20 protein-coding genes are annotated in these 19,851 nt (G+C 41.6%); 13 read left to right on the plus strand and 7 right to left on the minus strand.

What is annotated here, in order from left to right:
* Nucleotides 1–25 precede the first annotated feature (25 nt).
* The 6 genes from H6614_05980 to H6614_06005 all read right to left on the minus strand — a co-directional run bounded on the left by H6614_05980 (nucleotide 26) and on the right by H6614_06005 (nucleotide 4,029).
* Nucleotides 26–1,024 carry a phosphoribosylformylglycinamidine cyclo-ligase gene (locus H6614_05980; protein MCB9243203.1) on the minus strand — a complete coding sequence of 333 codons (999 nt, stop codon included), beginning with the start codon at nucleotides 1,022–1,024 and terminating at the stop codon, nucleotides 26–28.
* A gap of 59 nt (nucleotides 1,025–1,083) precedes the next feature.
* A complete protein-coding gene (rsmI, locus tag H6614_05985) occupies nucleotides 1,084–1,797 on the minus strand; it encodes a 16S rRNA (cytidine(1402)-2'-O)-methyltransferase (protein MCB9243204.1) in 714 nt (237 codons plus the stop codon).
* Nucleotides 1,766–2,206 (minus strand): dUTP diphosphatase, encoded by a 441-nt coding sequence (gene dut / locus H6614_05990; GenBank protein ID MCB9243205.1) that lies wholly within the window; start codon nucleotides 2,204–2,206, stop codon nucleotides 1,766–1,768. The genes rsmI and dut overlap by 32 nt, the downstream gene beginning before the upstream one ends.
* 63 nt (nucleotides 2,207–2,269) lie before the next feature.
* Complete coding sequence (locus H6614_05995) at nucleotides 2,270–2,662, minus strand: DUF4190 domain-containing protein (protein MCB9243206.1); 393 nt, start codon at nucleotides 2,660–2,662, stop codon at nucleotides 2,270–2,272.
* A gap of 102 nt (nucleotides 2,663–2,764) precedes the next feature.
* On the minus strand, nucleotides 2,765–3,166 hold the full coding sequence (locus tag H6614_06000; protein MCB9243207.1) for a DUF4190 domain-containing protein: 402 nt from the start codon (nucleotides 3,164–3,166) through the stop codon (nucleotides 2,765–2,767).
* Between the two features lie 83 nt (nucleotides 3,167–3,249).
* On the minus strand, nucleotides 3,250–4,029 hold the full coding sequence (locus H6614_06005) for a TatD family hydrolase (GenBank protein ID MCB9243208.1): 780 nt from the start codon (nucleotides 4,027–4,029) through the stop codon (nucleotides 3,250–3,252).
* A 177-nt stretch (nucleotides 4,030–4,206) separates the two neighbouring features.
* Between H6614_06005 and H6614_06010 the strand changes: the two genes are divergently transcribed.
* From H6614_06010 to H6614_06055, 10 genes are all read left to right on the plus strand, one after another.
* Nucleotides 4,207–4,698, plus strand: a complete 492-nt coding sequence (locus tag H6614_06010) for a tetratricopeptide repeat protein (protein ID MCB9243209.1) — start codon at nucleotides 4,207–4,209, stop codon at nucleotides 4,696–4,698.
* A 42-nt stretch (nucleotides 4,699–4,740) separates the two neighbouring features.
* Nucleotides 4,741–5,499, plus strand: coding sequence for a T9SS type A sorting domain-containing protein (locus H6614_06015; GenBank protein ID MCB9243210.1), 759 nt, complete (start codon nucleotides 4,741–4,743; stop codon nucleotides 5,497–5,499).
* A 7-nt stretch (nucleotides 5,500–5,506) separates the two neighbouring features.
* Nucleotides 5,507–5,998: an NADH-quinone oxidoreductase subunit NuoI gene (gene nuoI / locus H6614_06020; GenBank protein ID MCB9243211.1), complete on the plus strand. Its 492-nt coding sequence runs from the start codon at nucleotides 5,507–5,509 to the stop codon at nucleotides 5,996–5,998.
* Between the two features lie 37 nt (nucleotides 5,999–6,035).
* Nucleotides 6,036–6,716: a T9SS type A sorting domain-containing protein gene (locus tag H6614_06025; GenBank protein ID MCB9243212.1), complete on the plus strand. Its 681-nt coding sequence runs from the start codon at nucleotides 6,036–6,038 to the stop codon at nucleotides 6,714–6,716.
* A 125-nt stretch (nucleotides 6,717–6,841) separates the two neighbouring features.
* On the plus strand, nucleotides 6,842–8,146 hold the full coding sequence (locus tag H6614_06030; protein MCB9243213.1) for an HlyC/CorC family transporter: 1,305 nt from the start codon (nucleotides 6,842–6,844) through the stop codon (nucleotides 8,144–8,146).
* Nucleotides 8,146–8,907: an ABC transporter permease gene (locus tag H6614_06035; protein ID MCB9243214.1), complete on the plus strand. Its 762-nt coding sequence runs from the start codon at nucleotides 8,146–8,148 to the stop codon at nucleotides 8,905–8,907. The genes H6614_06030 and H6614_06035 overlap by 1 nt, the downstream gene beginning before the upstream one ends.
* A 7-nt stretch (nucleotides 8,908–8,914) precedes the next feature.
* The gene (locus tag H6614_06040; protein MCB9243215.1) at nucleotides 8,915–9,826 is read left to right on the plus strand and encodes an aspartate carbamoyltransferase catalytic subunit; all 912 of its coding nucleotides are present in this window, start codon (nucleotides 8,915–8,917) and stop codon (nucleotides 9,824–9,826) included.
* Complete coding sequence (locus H6614_06045) at nucleotides 9,823–11,097, plus strand: dihydroorotase (protein ID MCB9243216.1); 1,275 nt, start codon at nucleotides 9,823–9,825, stop codon at nucleotides 11,095–11,097. The genes H6614_06040 and H6614_06045 overlap by 4 nt, the downstream gene beginning before the upstream one ends.
* An 83-nt stretch (nucleotides 11,098–11,180) precedes the next feature.
* Nucleotides 11,181–11,984, plus strand: a complete 804-nt coding sequence (locus tag H6614_06050; GenBank protein ID MCB9243217.1) for a ParA family protein — start codon at nucleotides 11,181–11,183, stop codon at nucleotides 11,982–11,984.
* A gap of 3 nt (nucleotides 11,985–11,987) precedes the next feature.
* Nucleotides 11,988–14,618 (plus strand): valine--tRNA ligase, encoded by a 2,631-nt coding sequence (locus tag H6614_06055; GenBank protein ID MCB9243218.1) that lies wholly within the window; start codon nucleotides 11,988–11,990, stop codon nucleotides 14,616–14,618.
* On the opposite strand, the gene rocF is transcribed toward H6614_06055, so the two are convergent.
* Entirely contained in the window at nucleotides 14,611–15,549 is a 939-nt protein-coding gene (gene rocF, locus H6614_06060; GenBank protein MCB9243219.1) for an arginase, read from the minus strand. The two genes, H6614_06055 and rocF, sit on opposite strands and share 8 nt — an antisense overlap.
* 140 nt (nucleotides 15,550–15,689) lie before the next feature.
* Here rocF and H6614_06065 point away from each other — a divergent pair, with 140 nt between their 5' ends.
* From H6614_06065 to H6614_06075, 3 genes are read left to right on the plus strand one after another with little or no spacing between them, the layout of a single operon-like run.
* Nucleotides 15,690–16,154 (plus strand): acyl-CoA thioesterase, encoded by a 465-nt coding sequence (locus H6614_06065; protein MCB9243220.1) that lies wholly within the window; start codon nucleotides 15,690–15,692, stop codon nucleotides 16,152–16,154.
* On the plus strand, nucleotides 16,147–17,715 hold the full coding sequence (locus H6614_06070; GenBank protein MCB9243221.1) for a YncE family protein: 1,569 nt from the start codon (nucleotides 16,147–16,149) through the stop codon (nucleotides 17,713–17,715). Before H6614_06065 ends, H6614_06070 begins: the two co-directional genes overlap by 8 nt.
* A gap of 48 nt (nucleotides 17,716–17,763) precedes the next feature.
* Nucleotides 17,764–19,803 (plus strand): S8 family peptidase, encoded by a 2,040-nt coding sequence (locus H6614_06075; GenBank protein ID MCB9243222.1) that lies wholly within the window; start codon nucleotides 17,764–17,766, stop codon nucleotides 19,801–19,803.
* Nucleotides 19,804–19,851 lie beyond the last annotated feature (48 nt).

Raw genomic sequence — 19,851 nt, forward strand, 5'->3', positions numbered from 1 at the left:
TGTTAATATTCCCTATAATTTAAATTTATTCTATATGTCCGATTACAAAACTCTTTTCTTTTATTGATTTTAGATACTCCATTACCTTGTCGGCTGTCTTTGGATCGACTACCACGCTCAATCCTATCCCCATATTGAAAGTCCTTCTCATATCCTTCAGATCCACATTACCTTTCTTCATCAGAAGATAATATATCGGCGGTACATTCCATGCCGACCAGTCTATTACCAGCTTCCTGGTCTTTGGAACAACACGCCTTGTATTTCCTTCCAAACCTCCGCCGGTTATATGAGCTATCGAATTGATTTTGAACCTGCTCAAAAGTCCCTGTATCGTATTCAGGTAAGACTTATGTGTCTTTAAAAAATACTTTCCTGCTGACATCTTGAGTTCGGGAACGGGCGCGTTTAGTTCCTTTGGTGTATCGAATATCTTCCTTACAAGCGAGTAACCGTTAGTGTGAAGTCCGTCCGATGCAATACCTATCACAACGTCACCCTTCTTCACGTTCTTTGAATTTACGATCTTATCCTGATCTACTATTCCAACTATTGCTCCCGCTAGGTCGAAATCTTTTCCCTCATAAAGCCCCGGCATTTCAGCCGTCTCTCCGCCGATCAATGAACAATTGTTCCTCTTACATCCTCTGACCAGACCTCTCATTATATCTACTGAAGCGTTTACTTCCAGCTTTCCTGTTGCATAATAATCAAGAAAGAATATCGGTATCGCACCGCACACTGCAATGTCATTTACGCAGTGATTAACGAGATCTTCGCCAACTGTATCGTACTTTTTGAGCTGTATGGCTATTTTGAGCTTAGTCCCTACTCCATCGATACTCGATACAAATACGGGCTTTTTAAACCGCTTAAAATCCGGTTTATAAAATGCCCCGAAATTGCCGATACCGCTTAATACGTTTTTGGAGAAGGTTCCTTTGACCAGGGGTTTGATCTTATCTACAAAGGCATCGCCTTTTGAAATATTGACCCCTGCAGAGGTATAAGATAGCTTCTTCATTACATAAATTACCAAAAAAGGCGATTTTATTCAATTCAGAAGCCTGCGATAAGTTTTTATTATTTATGGTTTTTATCCACTATAACCACGAATTCTCCCTTAATCTTTTCATCCCCGATCTCACCTAAAATTTCCCCCGGAGTACCCCTGAAATGCCTCTCATTTTCCATTGTAAGGTCGAATCCGACGAAAATTCTCCTCTCAGGGAAATATATTTCCAGATCCTTCAATAATGCCGTCAATCTGTATGGAGCGTCCAGGATTGCGAAAACCCTGTCCAGTTTTTGAAGGTTCGAAAGCTGTCTTTTCCTTTCGTCACCTTTAGGGGAGAGAAATCCTATGTAATAAAACCTGCTTATGTCAAAACCCGATAATACTATTCCTGCAAGAAGGGAATTTGCTCCGGGAATGAACTCGAACTTAATACCGTACTCAATACACCTCTGAATGAGCAGGTTACCCGGATCTTCGAATGCAGGTGTCCCGCAATCCGACACGAGAGCAAAACTCTTTCCTTCCAATATCTCCTTGATGATCTCGTCAGTTTCTTTTTTTTCGTTGTGCTCGTTCAGACTAATGAGATCTTTTTCGATACCGAAGAATTTTAGCAGACGCGTTACTTCCTTATACTCTTCGCATATCACACAGTCCACTTTTTCTAATGTCTTCAGCGCCCTGATGGTCATGTCGGCGTAATTTCCTATTGGAGTGGAAACTATATATAGTCTCACATCGTCCACGCTATACTCCTGTGCTTCCGTAACCGCCTTCACCGCGCTCCGAATCGCTGAGCGAATCCGTCTCGTTTATCTGGCAGTGTTCGTATTTTGCAACTACCAGCTGGGCGATCCTGTCCCCAAACTTCACTTCAAAATCATTCTCGCCGTGATTTATAAGCACTACTCCCACTTCACCCCTGTAATCCGAATCTACAGTACCTGGGGAGTTGAGAACCGTAACACCAAACTTCAGCGCAAGACCGCTCCTTGGTCTCACCTGTCCCTCATATCCTTCGGGAAGCTCAACTATAACGTTCGTCGGTACTAATACCCATTTTCCGGGTTTGATGGTTAATGTTTCTTTTGATGCCGAGGAAAGGTCCATTCCTGCTGAACCCAGAGTTTTATATTCCGGCAGAGATGAATCTATTTCGGGATTATATTTCTTTATGTTTACTTTCATTTGAATAAATTAAAAACGGCAGCATATAGCTGCCGTAAAATGTTTTACATTATGTGGTCGTTTCTAGTTGCTTAAAAGTGATGCCACAATTATCAGTAAATAAACCAGAAGGAACAGTACGGAAAGTATTACGTTTACTATTCCAAGCCACATTCCGATCTTTGCCATGGTCAATCCTGCTTGAGGTGAACGGCCTTCCTCGATTGCCTTTATTTCTTTTTTACCTACTATCCATGCTGGGATAGCCGCAAAAATACCGAGACAAACGTATGCCGCAATACCCAATACCAATGCGATTATTGCATTAGTACTTGCGCTTTCTCCACTGCTTCCTGTTGAACCCCCAGATGGAGGCGGTGGCGGAGGAGGTGCGCTAAAATCTGATGGAGGAGGCGGAGGAGGAGGAGGCGCGCCCGGTCCGGAATCCTGCCTGTAAAACCTTGTAATGTTTTTCATTGAGATTTAATTTTATTAACGGGATGACCTTTTAGCAAATATATAACTTATTCAAAATAATTTAAACCCATTTGACATAATAAAAGCAATTACATCGAATGATTAATGACTGCTCAATGTTGCCAGACCAACTATAAATACGAAATATATCACAAAGAATATTAATGCTAATACAGCAAGGATTGTTGATGCTATACCAAGCCACATTCCGATCTGAGCCATTACTTTACCTGCCTGCGGTGAACGTCCTTCATCTATTGCCTGTATTTCTTTCTTACCCACTATCCATGCGGGGATACCCGCAAGTAAACTCAAACTGCAAACCCATGCCGCAATACCCAGTACTAACGCAACAATTGCCGCCGAACTCGCGCTCTCACCCGAACTTCCGCCTGATGGCGCCGGTGGAGGTGGCGGTGGTGCATTAAATGCAGACGGTGCCGGAGGCGGTGGCGGAGCTCCCCCTGACCCATAATCTTGCCTATAGAGTGGATTTTTTCTCATGATCTGTTTTTTAGATTTTTTTAAGTACCGATGAATAAATATAAACTATATTAGGTAGATATTAAATGATATTAAATCTGATCTCAGCTGATCTTTTTGAATAACTTCCGGGCATTATTGTATAATTGCTCTATCAGTTTATCTTTTTCAGTATTCTTTATCTCTGCTAATTTTTCGATTGTGTAAATAACGTTTGATGGCTCATTGGTTTTCCCGCGGTTAGGTACTGGAGTTAGAAAAGGGGAATCTGTTTCGGACAGCATTCTTTCGATCGGCACTGCTTTGATAGTATCCGTCTCTTTAAAATTCTTATAAGTTACATTCCCGCAGAACGAAATATAAAAATTATCCCTTGAATCCATTGATAGAATTTCTTCTGCTTCAACAGGCATGCCTCCGAAACAATGAAACTGTCCTGAGAGATTTTCATCGTAATTCTCCTTTATCATCGCTATCGCGTCACTGCATGACTCTCTCGTGTGTATGATTATGGGTAGTTCCTTTTCCCTGGCAAGCTGTATCTGGAGTTTAAAAAATTCCTTCTGAATATCCACATTCGACGTATCCCAGTAATAATCTAACCCCGTTTCACCGATTCCTACTACTTTCTCGTGGGAGCATAGTTTTTCTATCTCTTCGAGGTCTTTTAGATCTGATTTTGCTGCATCTCCCGGGTGAATACCCACTAAAGTATATATAATATCATATTTTTCAGCTAGTTGTATGCTCGCTTGAGAGGTTTTTAGGTCCACTGCAGGCACTATAATCGCTGAAATTCCCGCATCTTTTGCTCTGGCAAGCATCTCATCGAAGTTAAGTTGCATATTATCATAGAATAAGTGAGCATGTGTGTCTATTATCATTTTCTGGTCGGTTTAAGGGTTCAAAGTTGTGAAACTGTGTAAAAACTAATGTTAATATGGTAAAATTAACGAATTCCTTATAAATATACACTTGAAAATGTACCGTGATTGAGTTATGTTTGTGAAGAAACTTTTGGTTAGGGGCTTAGGTTAGAGATAGTAAGGAGGGCATTGATAATGCGCGAAGAACAGAAAAATATAATCGATAAGTCCCGGGAGTATTTCTACAAAGGGTACTTATGCCAGATGCGAGGGGATTATGATAAGGCTATTCAAAATTATGAAAAGTCTATAGACGTCTATCCGACGGCAGAAGCCTTTACGTTTCTTGGCTGGACATACAGTTTCAAAGGTGATCTTGAAAGGGCAATTTCTGAATGTAAGAATGCCATAGATATTGACCCTGATTACGGAAATCCGTATAATGATATAGGTGCATATTTATTACAGCAGGGACAGGTTGATGAAGCGATTACGTGGTTCGAGCTTGCAATTAATTCAAAGCGTTATGAAAATGTTGAGTTTGCGCATTTGAATCTTGCTAAAGCGCTCGAAATGAAAGGGCTCTGGTTTGAAGCCCTGGATGAGTACAAGATGGCTATTGGAAAAGCGCCGGATTATACCGAAGCAAAAGTTCATCTTAACAGATTACAAGGAAACTTAAATTAGTTTATATTATAAATATTATTTCATCAATAATAAAATTATAAAATGAAGAGACTTTTACTGGGTTTAATTGTAATAGTGAGTATGTTTTCTGCTGAAAAGGTAACGAATGCACAAAGTTTTTCTTTTGAAAGAGTAGGACCTGAATTGGAAATGATCCCATATATAAAGGATTCCCTGCAAACGGTGATCCGCTCCGCAATAGTCCGTAATAATACCAGCAATACTATCCATATGAGGTTTTACAGGGTACAGAATAATATTCCTGCTTCCTGGCAAACCCAAATGTGTTACGATCTTTGCTACGCTTATTTCGTAGATACTATTGCTCCTCCTCCTTTACCTCCTTATGACCTCGGTCCTAATCAGGTAGATACAATGTTCTATATAGATTTTTCCGGCGAGGAGGAAGGTGTCGGTACAGGCGTTGTGAGAATGTATAATACCGATAATCCGTCTGAGTTCGTTGAGCAGACATTTAAATTACAGATTGGTGACGGTGTTGGCATCCATCAGATTTCATCCAATGTTGAAGAGTTTAGACTCGATCAAAATTATCCTAATCCGTTCAATCCATCGACAAAGATAAGATTTTCCATACCTAAGAATGATTTCGTTAATCTGAAAGTTTACGATATACTCGGTAATGAAGTAGCTGACCTGGTCGACAACCAGCAGCTCAATACCGGCGCTTATGAATATGAATTTAATACCGCCACCCTGAACTTATCATCCGGCGTGTATTACTACAAACTTACCACGTCGCAGTTCACCCAGGTAAGAAAAATGATGCTCGTAAAATAAAAACTCTATGCCCGAAATAACAAATAAAGACCTCACCTTACTAGAAAAAACATATATCCCTCAGATCGTTAAGGGATTAGCGCTTACCTGGAGACAGATGTTTAAGCCGAAGTTTACGAGGCAGTACCCGGAGGAGCGGTGGGATCCACCCGCGTCGTTCCGGGGACGGCCTGTTCTTGTGCAGGAGGACGACGGCGTAGAGCGCTGTGTAGCTTGCGGGCTGTGCTCACGAGTGTGTCCAGCACTAGCTATAGAGGTGCGTGCAGGAGAGACTACAGGAGAGAAGGAGCGGTATCCGGAGCTATTTGAGATAAATATGGTGAGGTGTATATTTTGCGGATTTTGTGAGGAAGTGTGTCCGGAGGAAGCGATCGTGATGAGTGACGAGTACGAGTTGGTTTTCAGCTCACAGGAGGAAGCAGTTTACGGGAAAGACAAACTGTTGATGCCAAAGAGCAAGCTTAAAAAGAGATTGGATTATCTAGAGCAGTACAAATAAGGGAGTACCGAGAGCAGTACACAAAGCAGGTAGATAGATGAAGAGGTTACTTATAACACTAATAGGGGTTTTACTACTCACTTCAACGATTTCGTTTGCGAGCGAAAGCGGTGAGCCGTCCGATGCGAAAAACGTCATAGAGAACTTCTATGCGAAGATCAAATTGGACAGGGTAAGGCTTTATTGGGTTATAAATAATCCGGAAGACCTAAAAGAGATCAGATTACAAACCAAGAAATCAGGCGAAGCAAATTACACCGACCTGGACGCAATCAAATTCGGCGACTTCATAGAAAAAGAGACAAAAGATTCCGTTTCCGAGTATGTGTATTCATACAGGCACAAAGTAAAGGAAAACGGAGTTTACTTTTATAAGATCACACTCATAAACAACGAAGGGCAGGAAATAGGAAACGAAGAAATCAAATTAGGAATCTCGAGCATACCGGATTTCGAGCTTTTGCAAAACAATCCAAACCCTTTCAATCCTTCAACGATAATTTCATACAAGATATTTACGGCAGGTCATGTATCATTAAAGGTATATAACCTTACGGGAAAGCAGATAGCGGTACTTGTCGATCAGACACAGAACCCGGGTACATATTCAATAGAATTTAATACAGGAAACTTTCCTGAGCTATCCAGCGGGATATATTTTTACAAACTGCAGACAAGTTATTCTTCAGACATTAAAAAAATGATCTTTGCAAAGTAATTTGGATAACTCCGACCCCCATATACGATTTTCACTTTTCAAAGCTTTATCAGCAAATTTTATTTTATTAAACTATTCACTCCAAATTAGCAGAGGAGGGGTTTCTTTTTTCGCGTAGATAAATAATGGACGACTTAAAATTATTATTCACCGATCTATTTTTTCTTTTCTTCTTCGTCTTTTTAAACGCTTTCTTTGTGGCGGCTGAATTTGCCATAGTAAAAGTCAGGAGAACACAGCTGGAGCTATTGTCAGCCAACAATAAAAAAGCCACCACATCGCTTAAGCTCATATCGCACCTGGATGAATACCTCTCAGCAACTCAGCTGGGTATTACGGTAGCTTCACTGGGATTAGGCTGGATAGGTAAACCGGTTACATCCCGTATACTGGAGCCTATATTTGCGATGCTGGACATTACGAACCCGCAAACGATAGATTCAATATCAATCACGGTTGGTTTCATAATTATAACCTTTCTGCATATAGTACTGGGAGAGCTTGGTCCTAAATCTCTTGCTATAAGACATCCCAGATCAACAACGCTATTTATTGCCATGCCCTTAAATTTCTTTTACAAGGTTTTAAAACCTGCTATATGGGCATTGAACGGCACAGCAAACCTTATACTGCGTATGTTCGGGATAAAACCTATTTCAGAATCGGAAAGGTCACACTCGGAAGAAGAATTAAGATTGCTTATTTCAGAGGGTCAGAAGACGGGTGCTATAGATTCGACGGAGCATCAGCTTATAGAGAGGATATTCGAGTTTAACGATAAGACGGCAGACGACATTATGATACCCCGAAATGAGGTTACTGCCGTAGAGGTGGATGATTCAAAGGAAAAAATAATACAGGTGGTGCTAGAGCAGGGATATTCACGAATACCTGTTTATAAGGATGACATGGATAATATTGTAGGTATAATATATTCGAAAGACCTGCTGACGGCTTCCGAGCATAAAGAGATGATAACGATAATGGACATACTTCGCCCGGCTCATTTCATTCCGGAAACCAAACACATCGGCGAGATACTCAAAGAGTTTCAAAAGAAAAGGATACACCTCGCGATCGTAGTCAATGAACACGGTGAAATGGTGGGACTTGTAACACTTGAAGACATCATCGAAGAAATAGTGGGTGAGATAGAGGATGAGTATGACGTCGAAGCGGAAAAAGTTACGATAGACAAGAAGGGAATATTCCTTGTTAATCCGGATATTGAAATTGACGTTTTTAATCAAAGATTTAATACTGATATTCCCGATGACACGGAAGAATACAATACACTTAGCGGATTTTTGCAGACGGTAACGGGACACGTGCCGGAGGTTTTCGAGAGGATAGATTATAAGGGATTAATATTTACCGTTATGAAAAAGACGGGCAACAAGTTACTACAGGTTAAAATACAAAGGGTCTGATGGATTTCATTATAAATAGAATAAGCAATTTCTTTAACGATATGGGAAGCTTTGGCATACTACTGGTCGGTATGTTCAAAAGTCTTCCGCGAGTATTCAAAGACAGGATGCTCATAATAGAGCAGATGGTCAGTATCGGCGTTAATTCGTTCGTACTTGTTTCTATAATCGGTCTTTTCACCGGGGCAGTGTCAGCGTGGCAAGCGGCTTACCAGATGGCAGGACTGGTATCGAACAACTATCTTGGTTCAGCAACTTCAAAGGCAATCATCATCGAGCTGGGACCGGTACTCGCGGCTATAGTTCTTGCCGGCAGGGTAGGAGCCTCGATCGCGGCGGAGCTTGGCACAATGAAAGTAACCGAGCAGATAGACGCTCTGGAAGCTATGGCAATAAACCCTATACGTTACCTTGCAATGCCGAGAGTAATAGCGACAACCGTGATGCTTCCAATACTCGTGATATATGCCGTCACAATTGCTATAACGGGTTCATTTGTAGTAAGCACGTTGTTTCTGGACGTGTCGCCAAATGTATTTATGAACGGGTTTAAAGGGTCGTTCCAGATACGTGATTTCAATACGGCGATGATAAAAGCATTCTGGTTCGGGCTGGCAATTTCATCCATAGGCTGTTTCGTAGGTTTTGAAACAAGAGGAGGCGCGCAGGGAGTGGGACTTTCCACGATCAAATCATTCGTTATCTGCGCCGCCAGTATTCTAATACTCGATTACATTTTGTGGAATTTATTGGTAGGATAAAACTAATTTGAGCTTTCCGAAACATATCACGGGATTAAAAGACCTGGACAAGGACGTTATCAAATTAATTCTCGATGAAGCGTCCGAATACAAGGAAACAGTATCCGATAAAAGTCAGAACGTAAAAGAGATCCTATCCGGCAGATCCGTTATTAACCTGTTTTTTGAAAATTCAACACGGACACGAGTATCATTCGAGCTAGCAGAGAAATTACTCGGGATGAAAGCAGTTAATTTCACATCAGGAATCTCCTCGCTTTCAAAAGGGGAATCAGATGTAGATACCATACGCAATCTCGACGCAATGAAATTTGACTGTGTAGTTGTAAGGCATAGTGAAAACGGGTTCTATCAAAAAGTGGTCGATAACTCCTCAGCGTGTGTTATAAACGGAGGAGACGGAACAAATGAACACCCGACGCAGGGTCTTCTGGATATGCTAACGCTTAGAGAAATATTCGGAAAGCTAGAGGGAATAAAAGTTTGTATTGTAGGTGATATATCACACAGCAGGGTTGCAAGGTCAGACATATACGGACTAAACAAATTCGGCGCGAACGTATCAATATGCGCTCCCGGCGCTTACATACCGGGAGACGTGGATGACCTAGGTGTAACAATAATAGATTCCATAGACGATGCGATCAAAAATACAGACGCGCTTGTGCTTCTGCGCATACAGCAAGAGAGAGGCGCGGGCGAACAGATCACAAACGAAGAGTTTCACGATAAATACGGCATGAATGAAAAAAGATTAGCACTTAACCCCGATATTAAGATACTTCACCCAGGACCGTGGAATACAGGAGTGGAGCTGGATCAATACGTAGTCGATTCGGAAAATTTTTACGGATATAAGCAGGTTACTAACGGACTTGCAGTCAGACTGGCTATTTTAAAATTATTACTGGCGCGTTGAAATTACTAATTAAGAACATAAAGATAGTATCTCCGGCTGACAGACTTAACAGAACAGCCGATATTTACATAGAGAACGGTATAATAAAAGAGATCGGCAAGGTTGATAAAGAGGGTGTCGAAGTAATAAACGGGAAAGGCTTAACATGTGTACCGGGATTATTCGATATGCATGTCCATTTCCGCGAACCGGGGCAAACACATAAGGAAGATATTAAAAGCGGAAGCGAATCGGCAATGAACGGAGGATTTACCGGTGTTACAATGATGCCAAACACCAGCCCGGCAATTGATACCCCAAAAGTTATTAAACAAGTTTTAAAACACGGAAAGAATTCATTAATAGATTTGACTACGACTGCCTGCATAACAAAAAACAGAGCAGGTCATGAATTAGCAAATATTAATTCATCACACAAAGCCGGAGCGGTGGCGTTTACGGATGACGGAAGCCCTGTAGCCAACCCGATGCTTGTAAGAAAGTCAATGGAGGAGATATCCAAGATAGATTCCTTATTCGTACAGCATGCCGAGGACATGATATTATCCGATCACGGAGCGATGAATGAAGGAAAGGTTTCGAAAAAGCTCGGTATAAAGGGCATTCCTACTATAAGCGAGACGGTTGTAGTAGCACGCGACCTCGAAATAGCAAGATTTGTTAAAGGGACGCGCTATCATCTTCAGCACGCATCCTGCGGTGACAGCATCGATATAATATTAAACGCGAGAGCTGACGGGGTAAACGCTACGGTTGAAGCATGTCCACATCATTTTATATTAACGGATAAGGCATGTGAAACCTACGGAACGAATGCTAAGATGAACCCGCCTCTGAGGACACAAAAGGACGTGGACAGGATATTAAAAGCGTTTAAAGAGGGTCAAATCGACGTGATATGCACGGATCACGCTCCTCATGCAGAAAGTGAGAAAAAGAGACCATTTGCCAAGGCTCCATTTGGTATAATAGGGTTGGAAACGTCTGTGGCACTGTCATATACGTTCCTGGTAGATAAAAAGATCATATCGTTCGAGGAAATGATAAGAAAAATGTCTATAAATCCGAGAAAGATACTGAAACTGTCGGAAATAAGGATAAAAAAGGGTCAAAAGGCAAATCTGACAATATTGGATACCAATGCCAAATGGGTAATCGATAAAAGTAAGTTTAAGACTAAAAGCAGGAATACGCCATTCGACGGCTGGAAAGTGAAGTGTAAACCGTTCGCTGTGATCAATAATGATAAGGTTTACTATTCGGATTTATAGCTATTATCTAGATTAAGAGTTAGACATATTTATATTTATTGTAAACTAGTTAAAGCATATATTTATAGTAATATCTAGTATTAATGGGTAAAACAATTTCAGTATGCATCCCAAAGGGAGGAGTCGGTAAAACCACAACGGCGGTTAATCTCGCGGCGTCACTGGCAGTAGCAGAAAAAAAGACTCTACTGATAGATGTAGATCCGTTCGGTTCTGCAGCTGTGGCACTGGGCTTCACTCCGGATAAGATAAAAGCTGGAATTGCGGACGTTTTTGGCTTTTCTAAGTCGATTTCGCAGGCAATTCACAAGACAGAGATGGAATACCTGGATTTTGTGCCGTCGAATATAAATTCGCTCAAAATTGAGGAGAAATTTTCAAAATCATCGGATAACAGGGTAATTTTGAAGAATTCTATGCGGGAATGCCGGGATAAGTATGATTTTATTATTATTGACTGCCCACCTGTGCTCAGGGGTGTTACAACGAACGCTTTGACGGCATCGGATTCTATATTGATCCCGGTAAAATGCGGTCATCTGGCTCTGGATGCAATAGATAAGCTGTTTAATTACATAGAATGGGTGAAAGATAATTCAAATCCGGGTATATCGGTTGAGGGAATCGTACTGACAATGTATGAAAAGGACTCAAAAGTGACGGAAATCGCGGAAAGGGAGCTCAGAATAAAATACAAGGATATGATGCTAAATACGATAATCCCGGTATCGAATCTGCTTAATGAGGCGACGTTTTATGGGAAGCCGCTGTGTTTGTATAAGATAGACTCGAAGGGCGCGCTTGCGTACCTGGATTTAGCATATGAGCTGATCACAATGAACTCCGGCGAGGAGGAATTTATTAAGATCAAAAAGGAAGAAATATAATATATGACCGAAATACCGAAAAATTATGACATAAAACCCACGGAAGAGAAGTGGATTGATTTCTGGGAGGAGAAGAAGGTATACCATGCGAACGTGCGTCCGGACAGGAAGAAGTATTCTATCGTGATACCACCGCCCAACGTGACAGGGATACTGCACATCGGGCATATACTCAATAACACGATACAGGATCTATACGCGAGATGGAAGCGCATGCAGGGATACGAGGTTTGCTGGGTGCCTGGGATGGATCACGCGGGTATTGCTACGCAGATGATGGTCGAGAAGGATCTGGCAAGTAAGGGAATAAAAAAAGAAGACGTCGGCAGAGAGGAGTTTATCAAGCTGGCGTGGGAGTGGAAGGAGAAGCACGGCGGGCACATACTAAAGCAGCTACGGAAGCTGGGGGCGTCGGTGGACTGGTCCAAGGAACGCTTCACTATGGACGAAGGGTTGTCTAAAGCGGTGAATGAGGTGTTTGTGGATCTGTATAAAAAAGGGCTGATATACCGGGGTGAAAGGATAACTAATTGGGATCCGGAATCTATGACCACAGTCAGCGACGACGAGACATTCTACAAAGAAAAGCAGGACAAGCTATTTTATATAAAATATTTCTTAAAGGATTCGGATGAGTATGTGACGATAGCGACAACGCGACCGGAAACAATGTTCGTGGATGTGGCAGTGGCGGTGAACCCGCACGATGAGCGCTACGCCAAACTCGTCGGTAAGACAGTGATACTCCCTTTGGCAAATAAGGAAATCCCCGTAATTGCGGATGAGTACGTGGATAAAGAATTTGGGACGGGAGTATTAAAAATAACACCGGCACACGATATAAACGATTTCGAGGTAGGAAAGAGGCACAATCTTCCCGTAATGAGCGTGGTAACTAAGGATTCCACGTTAAATAAATATGGAATGGAGTTCGAGGGAGTGAATATATTCAAGGCCCGCAAGCAGGTTGCTGAAAAGCTGGAACAATTAGGACATATAGAGAAAGTAGAAGATTACGCTCACAATGTTATGTATAGTGAGAAGTCAAAGGCGATGATAGAGCCGATCCTATCGGAGCAGTGGTTTGTCTCGATGAAGAAGCTCGCTGAACCCGCAATAAAAGTTGTCGAAGAAGGTAAGATCAAGTTCTATCCCGAAATGTGGACAAAGACATATTATCACTGGATGAGGAACGTCCGTGACTGGTGTATTTCCCGTCAGCTGTGGTGGGGACACCAGATACCTGTCTGGTATCACAATGAAACAGGTGAAGTGTATTGCGATGTGAAACCACCGGAGGATCCCGAAAACTGGACACAGGACAGCGATGTACTCGATACATGGTTTTCATCGTGGCTCTGGCCTTTCAGTGTATTCGGATGGCAAAACTCAGAAAAGGATGCTAACAATAAAGAATTACATTATTTCTATCCAACAGATCTGCTTGTAACGGCTTCAGACATAATTTACCTATGGGTTGCAAGGATGATCATAGCAGGACTTGAATACATGAAGGACATTCCATTCAAGGACGTTTACTTTAATTCGCTTGTGCGTGACGGAGAGGGCAGGAAGATGTCAAAGACGCTTGGCAATTCACCGGACCCGCTCGACGTAATGGATAAATATGGCACGGACGCATTGAGATTTACACTGATATATCTCGCCCCGCTTGGAAACGACGTGCTTTACGATGAAAAGAAAACTGAGATAGGACGGAATTTCGTAACAAAGCTCTGGAATGCCGGAAGATTCCTGATGATGAATTACCAAAAGATACACAGTTCATCAGAATACGGCAGTGAACCATTGGATAACGATATTGTTGAGAAGTGGATAGACAGCAGATTTAACTCTACATTAAAGGATATTAACACAAATTTGAATGACTACAGGCTGAATGATTATACGAAAGCCATGTACAGCTTCGTGTGGTCGGATTTTTGTGATTGGTATATCGAGCTCCTCAAGATAAGACTCGATGATAACAAAGATTCAGCAGTATCAATAATCGAAAAGGCTATGGGCATCTATGAAAATATTCTAAAGATGCTTCATCCTGTTATTCCATTTGTAACAGAGGAATTGTGGCATTTATTAAAAGATGGCAGAGAAAACAAATCAATTTCGGTACAGGAATTTCCGGAAATAGCTACTGAGAAGATAGACCCGATAATCGAGGACGAGTTTCAGAATATAATCAACATCGTAACAAGTATCAGAAACCTTCGTTCCGAGAACAACATTGTATTTACGACAAAATGCAATGTTATAATGCACACAGACGAGGACAAGATAAAATTTCTGGATACTTACGGAGACCTTATAAGCAAGATGTGCAATGTCGATCTATCTTATTCAACTTCGCATGATGAACCGGGAAATTCAATCAGCAACGTGATATCGGGGTTCGTAATTTATTTATTGCTGGAAGGTGTTGTAGATTCTGAAAAACAGAAAGAAAAATATGTTAAGGAAATCGAGAAATTAGAGAGCTACCTAAAGGGGATAGATTCAAAGCTTACCAATACAAAATTCGTGGAGAATGCTCCGCCGGAAATAATCGCACGAGAGCGTGATAAAAAGAAAGATACAGAAGATAAACTTGAGAAATTAAGGTCTAAGGTTACTTAAACAGAGTATTCTTTCCAAAAGCGGAAGCTATAAGCTGTGAAGCAAGAATTCCGGATTTATTCCTATCGTCCAAACGAGTATTAACCTCAACCATATCAAGAGAATCCATACAACCCCTGGCATAAAGCGTTTCCATTAAAAGCTGTCCTTCACGATAATCAAATCCGCCGGGTACGGGAGTGCCTGTTCCGGGAGCAATGAACGGATCCATCGCATCAATATCGAAACTGACATGAATGTGGTCTACCTTTCTGTACAGAGCGGCTATAACGCGCTCCATTACTTCATGTATGCCCATTTTATCAACGTCCGACATAGTATAAACAATCGGTTTGTCTCTTTTAATCCGTGTGGCTTCACCTTTATCGAGGTCTCTTATACCAATCATCGCAATGTGCTTCATGTCGACCTTTGGAGCGAATCCGTCAATGTTGGTTAGTTCTTTATTACCTATACCAAGAGAAACAGCGAGCGGCATTCCGTGTATATTACCGGATGGGGTAGTTCTCTCCGAGTTCATATCGGCATGCGCATCTATCCAAATCACACCAAGCTTCTTCTTCTTTTCTTTGAGGTACTTTGAAATGCCGGCTATAGAACCAATTGCAGTAGTGTGATCACCTCCGAGTATAAGGGGCAGGTAATTCTTAGACATCATGTTGTACACCTGCTTAGAAAGCTGTTCGGAAGCAACCTTTATCTCATTAAGGTATTTGAGATTCTTGTTTAATATCTTGAGGTCGTCGCGTTTGCCAATCTTAATATCGCCGAAATCATCAACCCTGTAACCGAGTTTTTTAAGTTTGTCTTTAATATCAGTATATCTTAGTATGGTAGGTCCCAGGTCAACACCCTTATTATCAGCTCCCAGCTCAACAGGGAAGCCGATCATTCCTATTTTTTTCTTTCCAGAGTTTGAATTTCTCGGCATAAAATATTTTGTTTCGGACTTATTTAATATATTTTATAAATATAGCTGATAAAATTAAAATAATTAAGCACATATTGAGTCCAATGTTATAACGAGAAATTTGATTGCAATTGGGAAAATGTTGAATTATATTATTTTTTATGGATTTACCCGAAATAGCTGATTTTAGATACAGGATCCCGATCCGTGTCAGGACATTCGATGTGGATTCGCAGGGGATAGTCCATAATGCTGTCTATTTGCAATATTTTGAGATCGGCAGGGTAGAATACATTCGAGAATTTGAATATAAGATAGATAAAAATGGGATTTTTAATAACGAACTAAAGGTTGTTGTAGTAAATAATACGATCAATTATCATTTCCCGGCTTTTCTCGATGATAGTTTGAACGTATATACAAGAATAAAGTGGATAAAGAATTCAAGCTTTTGTTTTGAACATGTCATCGAGAATGATACTACAAAACAAATCCTTTGCAGTGGAAGTGGTATATTAGTCAATCTCAACATAGAAACCAACCTTCCCGAACCGCTCGGAGAAAAGTTTATCCGCTTAATTAGTGATTTTGAAAATAAACTGGAAATCCTTACAGAAAATGATTAAGCGAAATATAAGCAGAGTAGTTTTTATATCTGCGCTCGTAGTAGTTTGTTCCTTACCACTTTTTTTACAGTCATGCCAGCAAGATTTTATAAACCCGGACAGCGGAGTTGCATATCCCGATAATATCGCGGCAATTTTTAATACACCGCTCGATCCGCAAAGCAACATTACTTGCTCTAGCCCATCATGTCACGGCGGTACAAACCCGCCAAACGGACTGAGCCTTATAGACTGGGCTAAAACAATGGACGGATCGGTAAACGGAAGTGAAATCATTCCATACAATGCTTATTGGTCGTTCTTTACATCTGTATTGAACAGCGACACAAATAATACGCAGGTAGCCAGCGTAACGGACGTTGCATTACCTCAGTATCACAAAATAGATACTGTGCTTTCAAATGGACAGGCGAAGCTACAGGAAATTATCGACTGGATAAATGCAGGAGCACCAAGCAAGGACGGAGGAATCGCATATACTAATCTCAGCAGAAAGACATTTGTATTGAATCAAGGCGCTGACCTGGTATCGGTTGTATTGAATGATCCGTCATCCCATTTCCTTGTAACAAGAATGATACCTGTTGGTGAGGGTACAGGACAGGGATTGAGTTCGCCTCACTATATAGAGCTGAACCCGGCAAAGACGTATTTTTATGTGAGCCTTATTACAAAGACATTTGTCGAAAAGTATGATGTTAACATAGATTATCCATATGGAAGCGCAGGCAGGATAAATGTTGGCTTAAGCCCGGCACATATAGAGATAACGCCGGATGGATTTAAAGCGTTTGTATCAAATTTCGATGCAACAGGTACAGAAAGGGGTTTAACGCAGTTCGATCCTAATACAATGAGCCAAACAAGTATTCAAAAGGTAACCGACCCGAAAATGTTTGCTACTCACGGCATGGACATAGACGCAAATGGAAATTATCTGTATGCAGCATCGCAGATAGGGGAATACATATTTAAAATAAATATAACAAACACCATCCCGGTGATCGAAAATGAGACAGGAATAGACCCATCCGTTCCCCCAACAGGAAACGGAACGGGAATGTTCAGGCCTTACCAGATAAGGATCTCACCGGACGGACAGTATCTATACATAAGCTGTAACGGTCCTGCAGGAAACTCAAATGACGATATAGTAAGGATATTAAGAACAAGCGATCTGTCGTTTGTAAAGGATATAACTGTAGGAAACAACCCGATATTGATGAAATTTACCCCGGACGGAAAGTATTTGTTTGTATGTAATAAGAATAAAAATTCTAACGGAGAATATACCGTCAGTGTAATCGATCCGGTTTCACAGACGCTGGTAACTACCGTGCGAAACGTAGGAGTTCAGCCTCACGGCGTAGATTTCTCGTTCGGCGGAACTTACGCAATAGTGTCATGTGAAAGTACGGCTGGATTTGACGGTCATCACCCGACTATCGGGTCAAATAAAATCGGAACAACAAGACTTATTAAAGTAAACGGCTTCCAACTGGACAGCCTCAGGATCCAAATGGGTTCATTCCCTTCGGGTCTTGTGACTTATGAGTATTAATTAGTTTCTTTTTAAAAATTTTAACAAACGTTTAATTCCAAACAACGTATGAGAAAACTTTTACCGGTTTTTTTACTGGTGTTATTTGTTGGAAATTGCTTCGCGCAAAACACAGAAATAACAGAAAGACTCCAGCAAAAACTTCAGACTATGAACCCGGTCGCTTATGTGAGGACTCTGGTGCTACTTAAAGATAAAGTAGATATTATATCATTAGATAAGCAACTATATGAGCAACGCGCAACACTCGACCTGAGGGCGCGCACAGTTATAAATACACTTCAATACAAGGCTTCACAAACACAAGGACCAATCAAAACTTATCTGGAAAATGAGAAAAAGCTGGGCAAAGTAAACCAGTATATCTCTTACTGGATAACAAATATGTTCTTTGTGGAAGCAATACCGGAAGTAATATACAAATTAGCATTGAGAGGTGACGTAGAGCTACTGGATCTGGATGCAGAAATAAGAACGGACGAGGTGATATTCGATGGGATATTCGATAATACAGCAACGGTACAGCCGGGACTAAAAGTCATCAAGGCAGATTCGATATGGGCGAGGGGATTTACAGGACAGGGCAGGACAGTTATGAATATAGACGGTGGTGTCAACGGTACACACGTGGCTCTTGGCTCCAGATGGTGGGGAAATAACGGCAGACCGTGGTACCATTCATGGCTCGATCCTATAGCACCGGTTTCGACGACGCCGTTCGATTGCGGAAGCCACGGAACTCACACGATGGGTATTATGTGCGGAATGGAGCCGGGTGATACGGTGGGTGTCGCTCCGGACGCGCGCTGGATGGCGGCAGGTATAACGGACTGCCCGGGAGCGTCGTATCCATCTATGAATATACTGGCATACCAATGGGCTATGGATCCGGATAGTAACGTGAATACAATGGACATGCCGGACGCTATAAGCTGTTCATGGCAGGATCCATCACAATCAGGAAGTACACAGTGCAGTTCAACGATATATATCAATACTCTGACAGCGGTAGAGGCGGTAGGTACAGCGGTGATGTTTTCAGCGGGTAACTCGGGACCAAGCGCGTCATCGATCACTCCACCGAAGAATCTCAGCATAGATTCGGTGAGCACATTCGCGGTAGGAAATATTAACGGAAACACGTCATTCCCGTGGACGATAACATCATCATCCAGCCGGGGACCGTCAATTTGCGGGGGTTCAGGCACACTTTTAATAAAGCCGGAGGTAGTAGCACCGGGTACGTCAGTGCGTTCAACCATTCCGGGCGGATATGGTAATATGACAGGTACATCAATGGCTTCACCGCACGTTGGTGGAAGCGTAGCTTTGCTAAGATCGGTTTCGCCAAATCTAACAGGAAAGCAGATAAAAGCAATTTTATTCACGACTGCGACAGATCTGGGTACAGCAGGTGAAGATAACACATATGGTAAGGGCGTTATTAATCTTAACGCAGCATTTATGTACATGGGTCCGAGCATAGCTCATATGCCTTTATTAAATACACCGAATCTATCCGGTCCGTACACGGTAGATGCAATGATAAATACAACCGTAAACCCGTTAAATACTTCCGAAATTAAATTATTCTGGGGAAGAGGTACAATTACGGACAGCATATCGATGACAAATTCCGGTGGAAGTAACTGGACAGCAAATATCCCAGGAAATAATGATACAGCAACCTATGTTTATTACATCAAGGCAGTGGATAATCAGGGCAGGGAGGCATTCTCACCGGGAACCGCTCCGGCACAGCTTCACTCTTTTATTGCCAACGGCTCGATCACAAATGTAACAAATAACGGCGGTTCAATTCCTGTAACATACGCAATAAGCCAAAATTCACCAAACCCATTTAACCCGACAACCAAGATCAATTTTGATATTCCGGTTCAGTCATTTGTTTCTATCACTATATATGACATGACAGGCAGGGAAATAACACAGCTAGTTAATACGGGTCTGGCAGCAGGAAGCTACAGCACAGTTTTTGACGGCAGTAAGCTGGCAAGCGGTGTTTATTATTACAGGATCACAGCCGGAAGTTATGTAGAAACTAAAAAAATGTTGTTAATCAAATAATAATTAAAATGTTTTGTCCTTTGCCGGCTCCATGCGGACCGGCGAAGG

This window comes from Ignavibacteriales bacterium (assembly GCA_020635255.1).
Classification (GTDB): Bacteria; Bacteroidota; Ignavibacteria; order Tepidaquicellales; family Tepidaquicellaceae; genus JAEYVS01.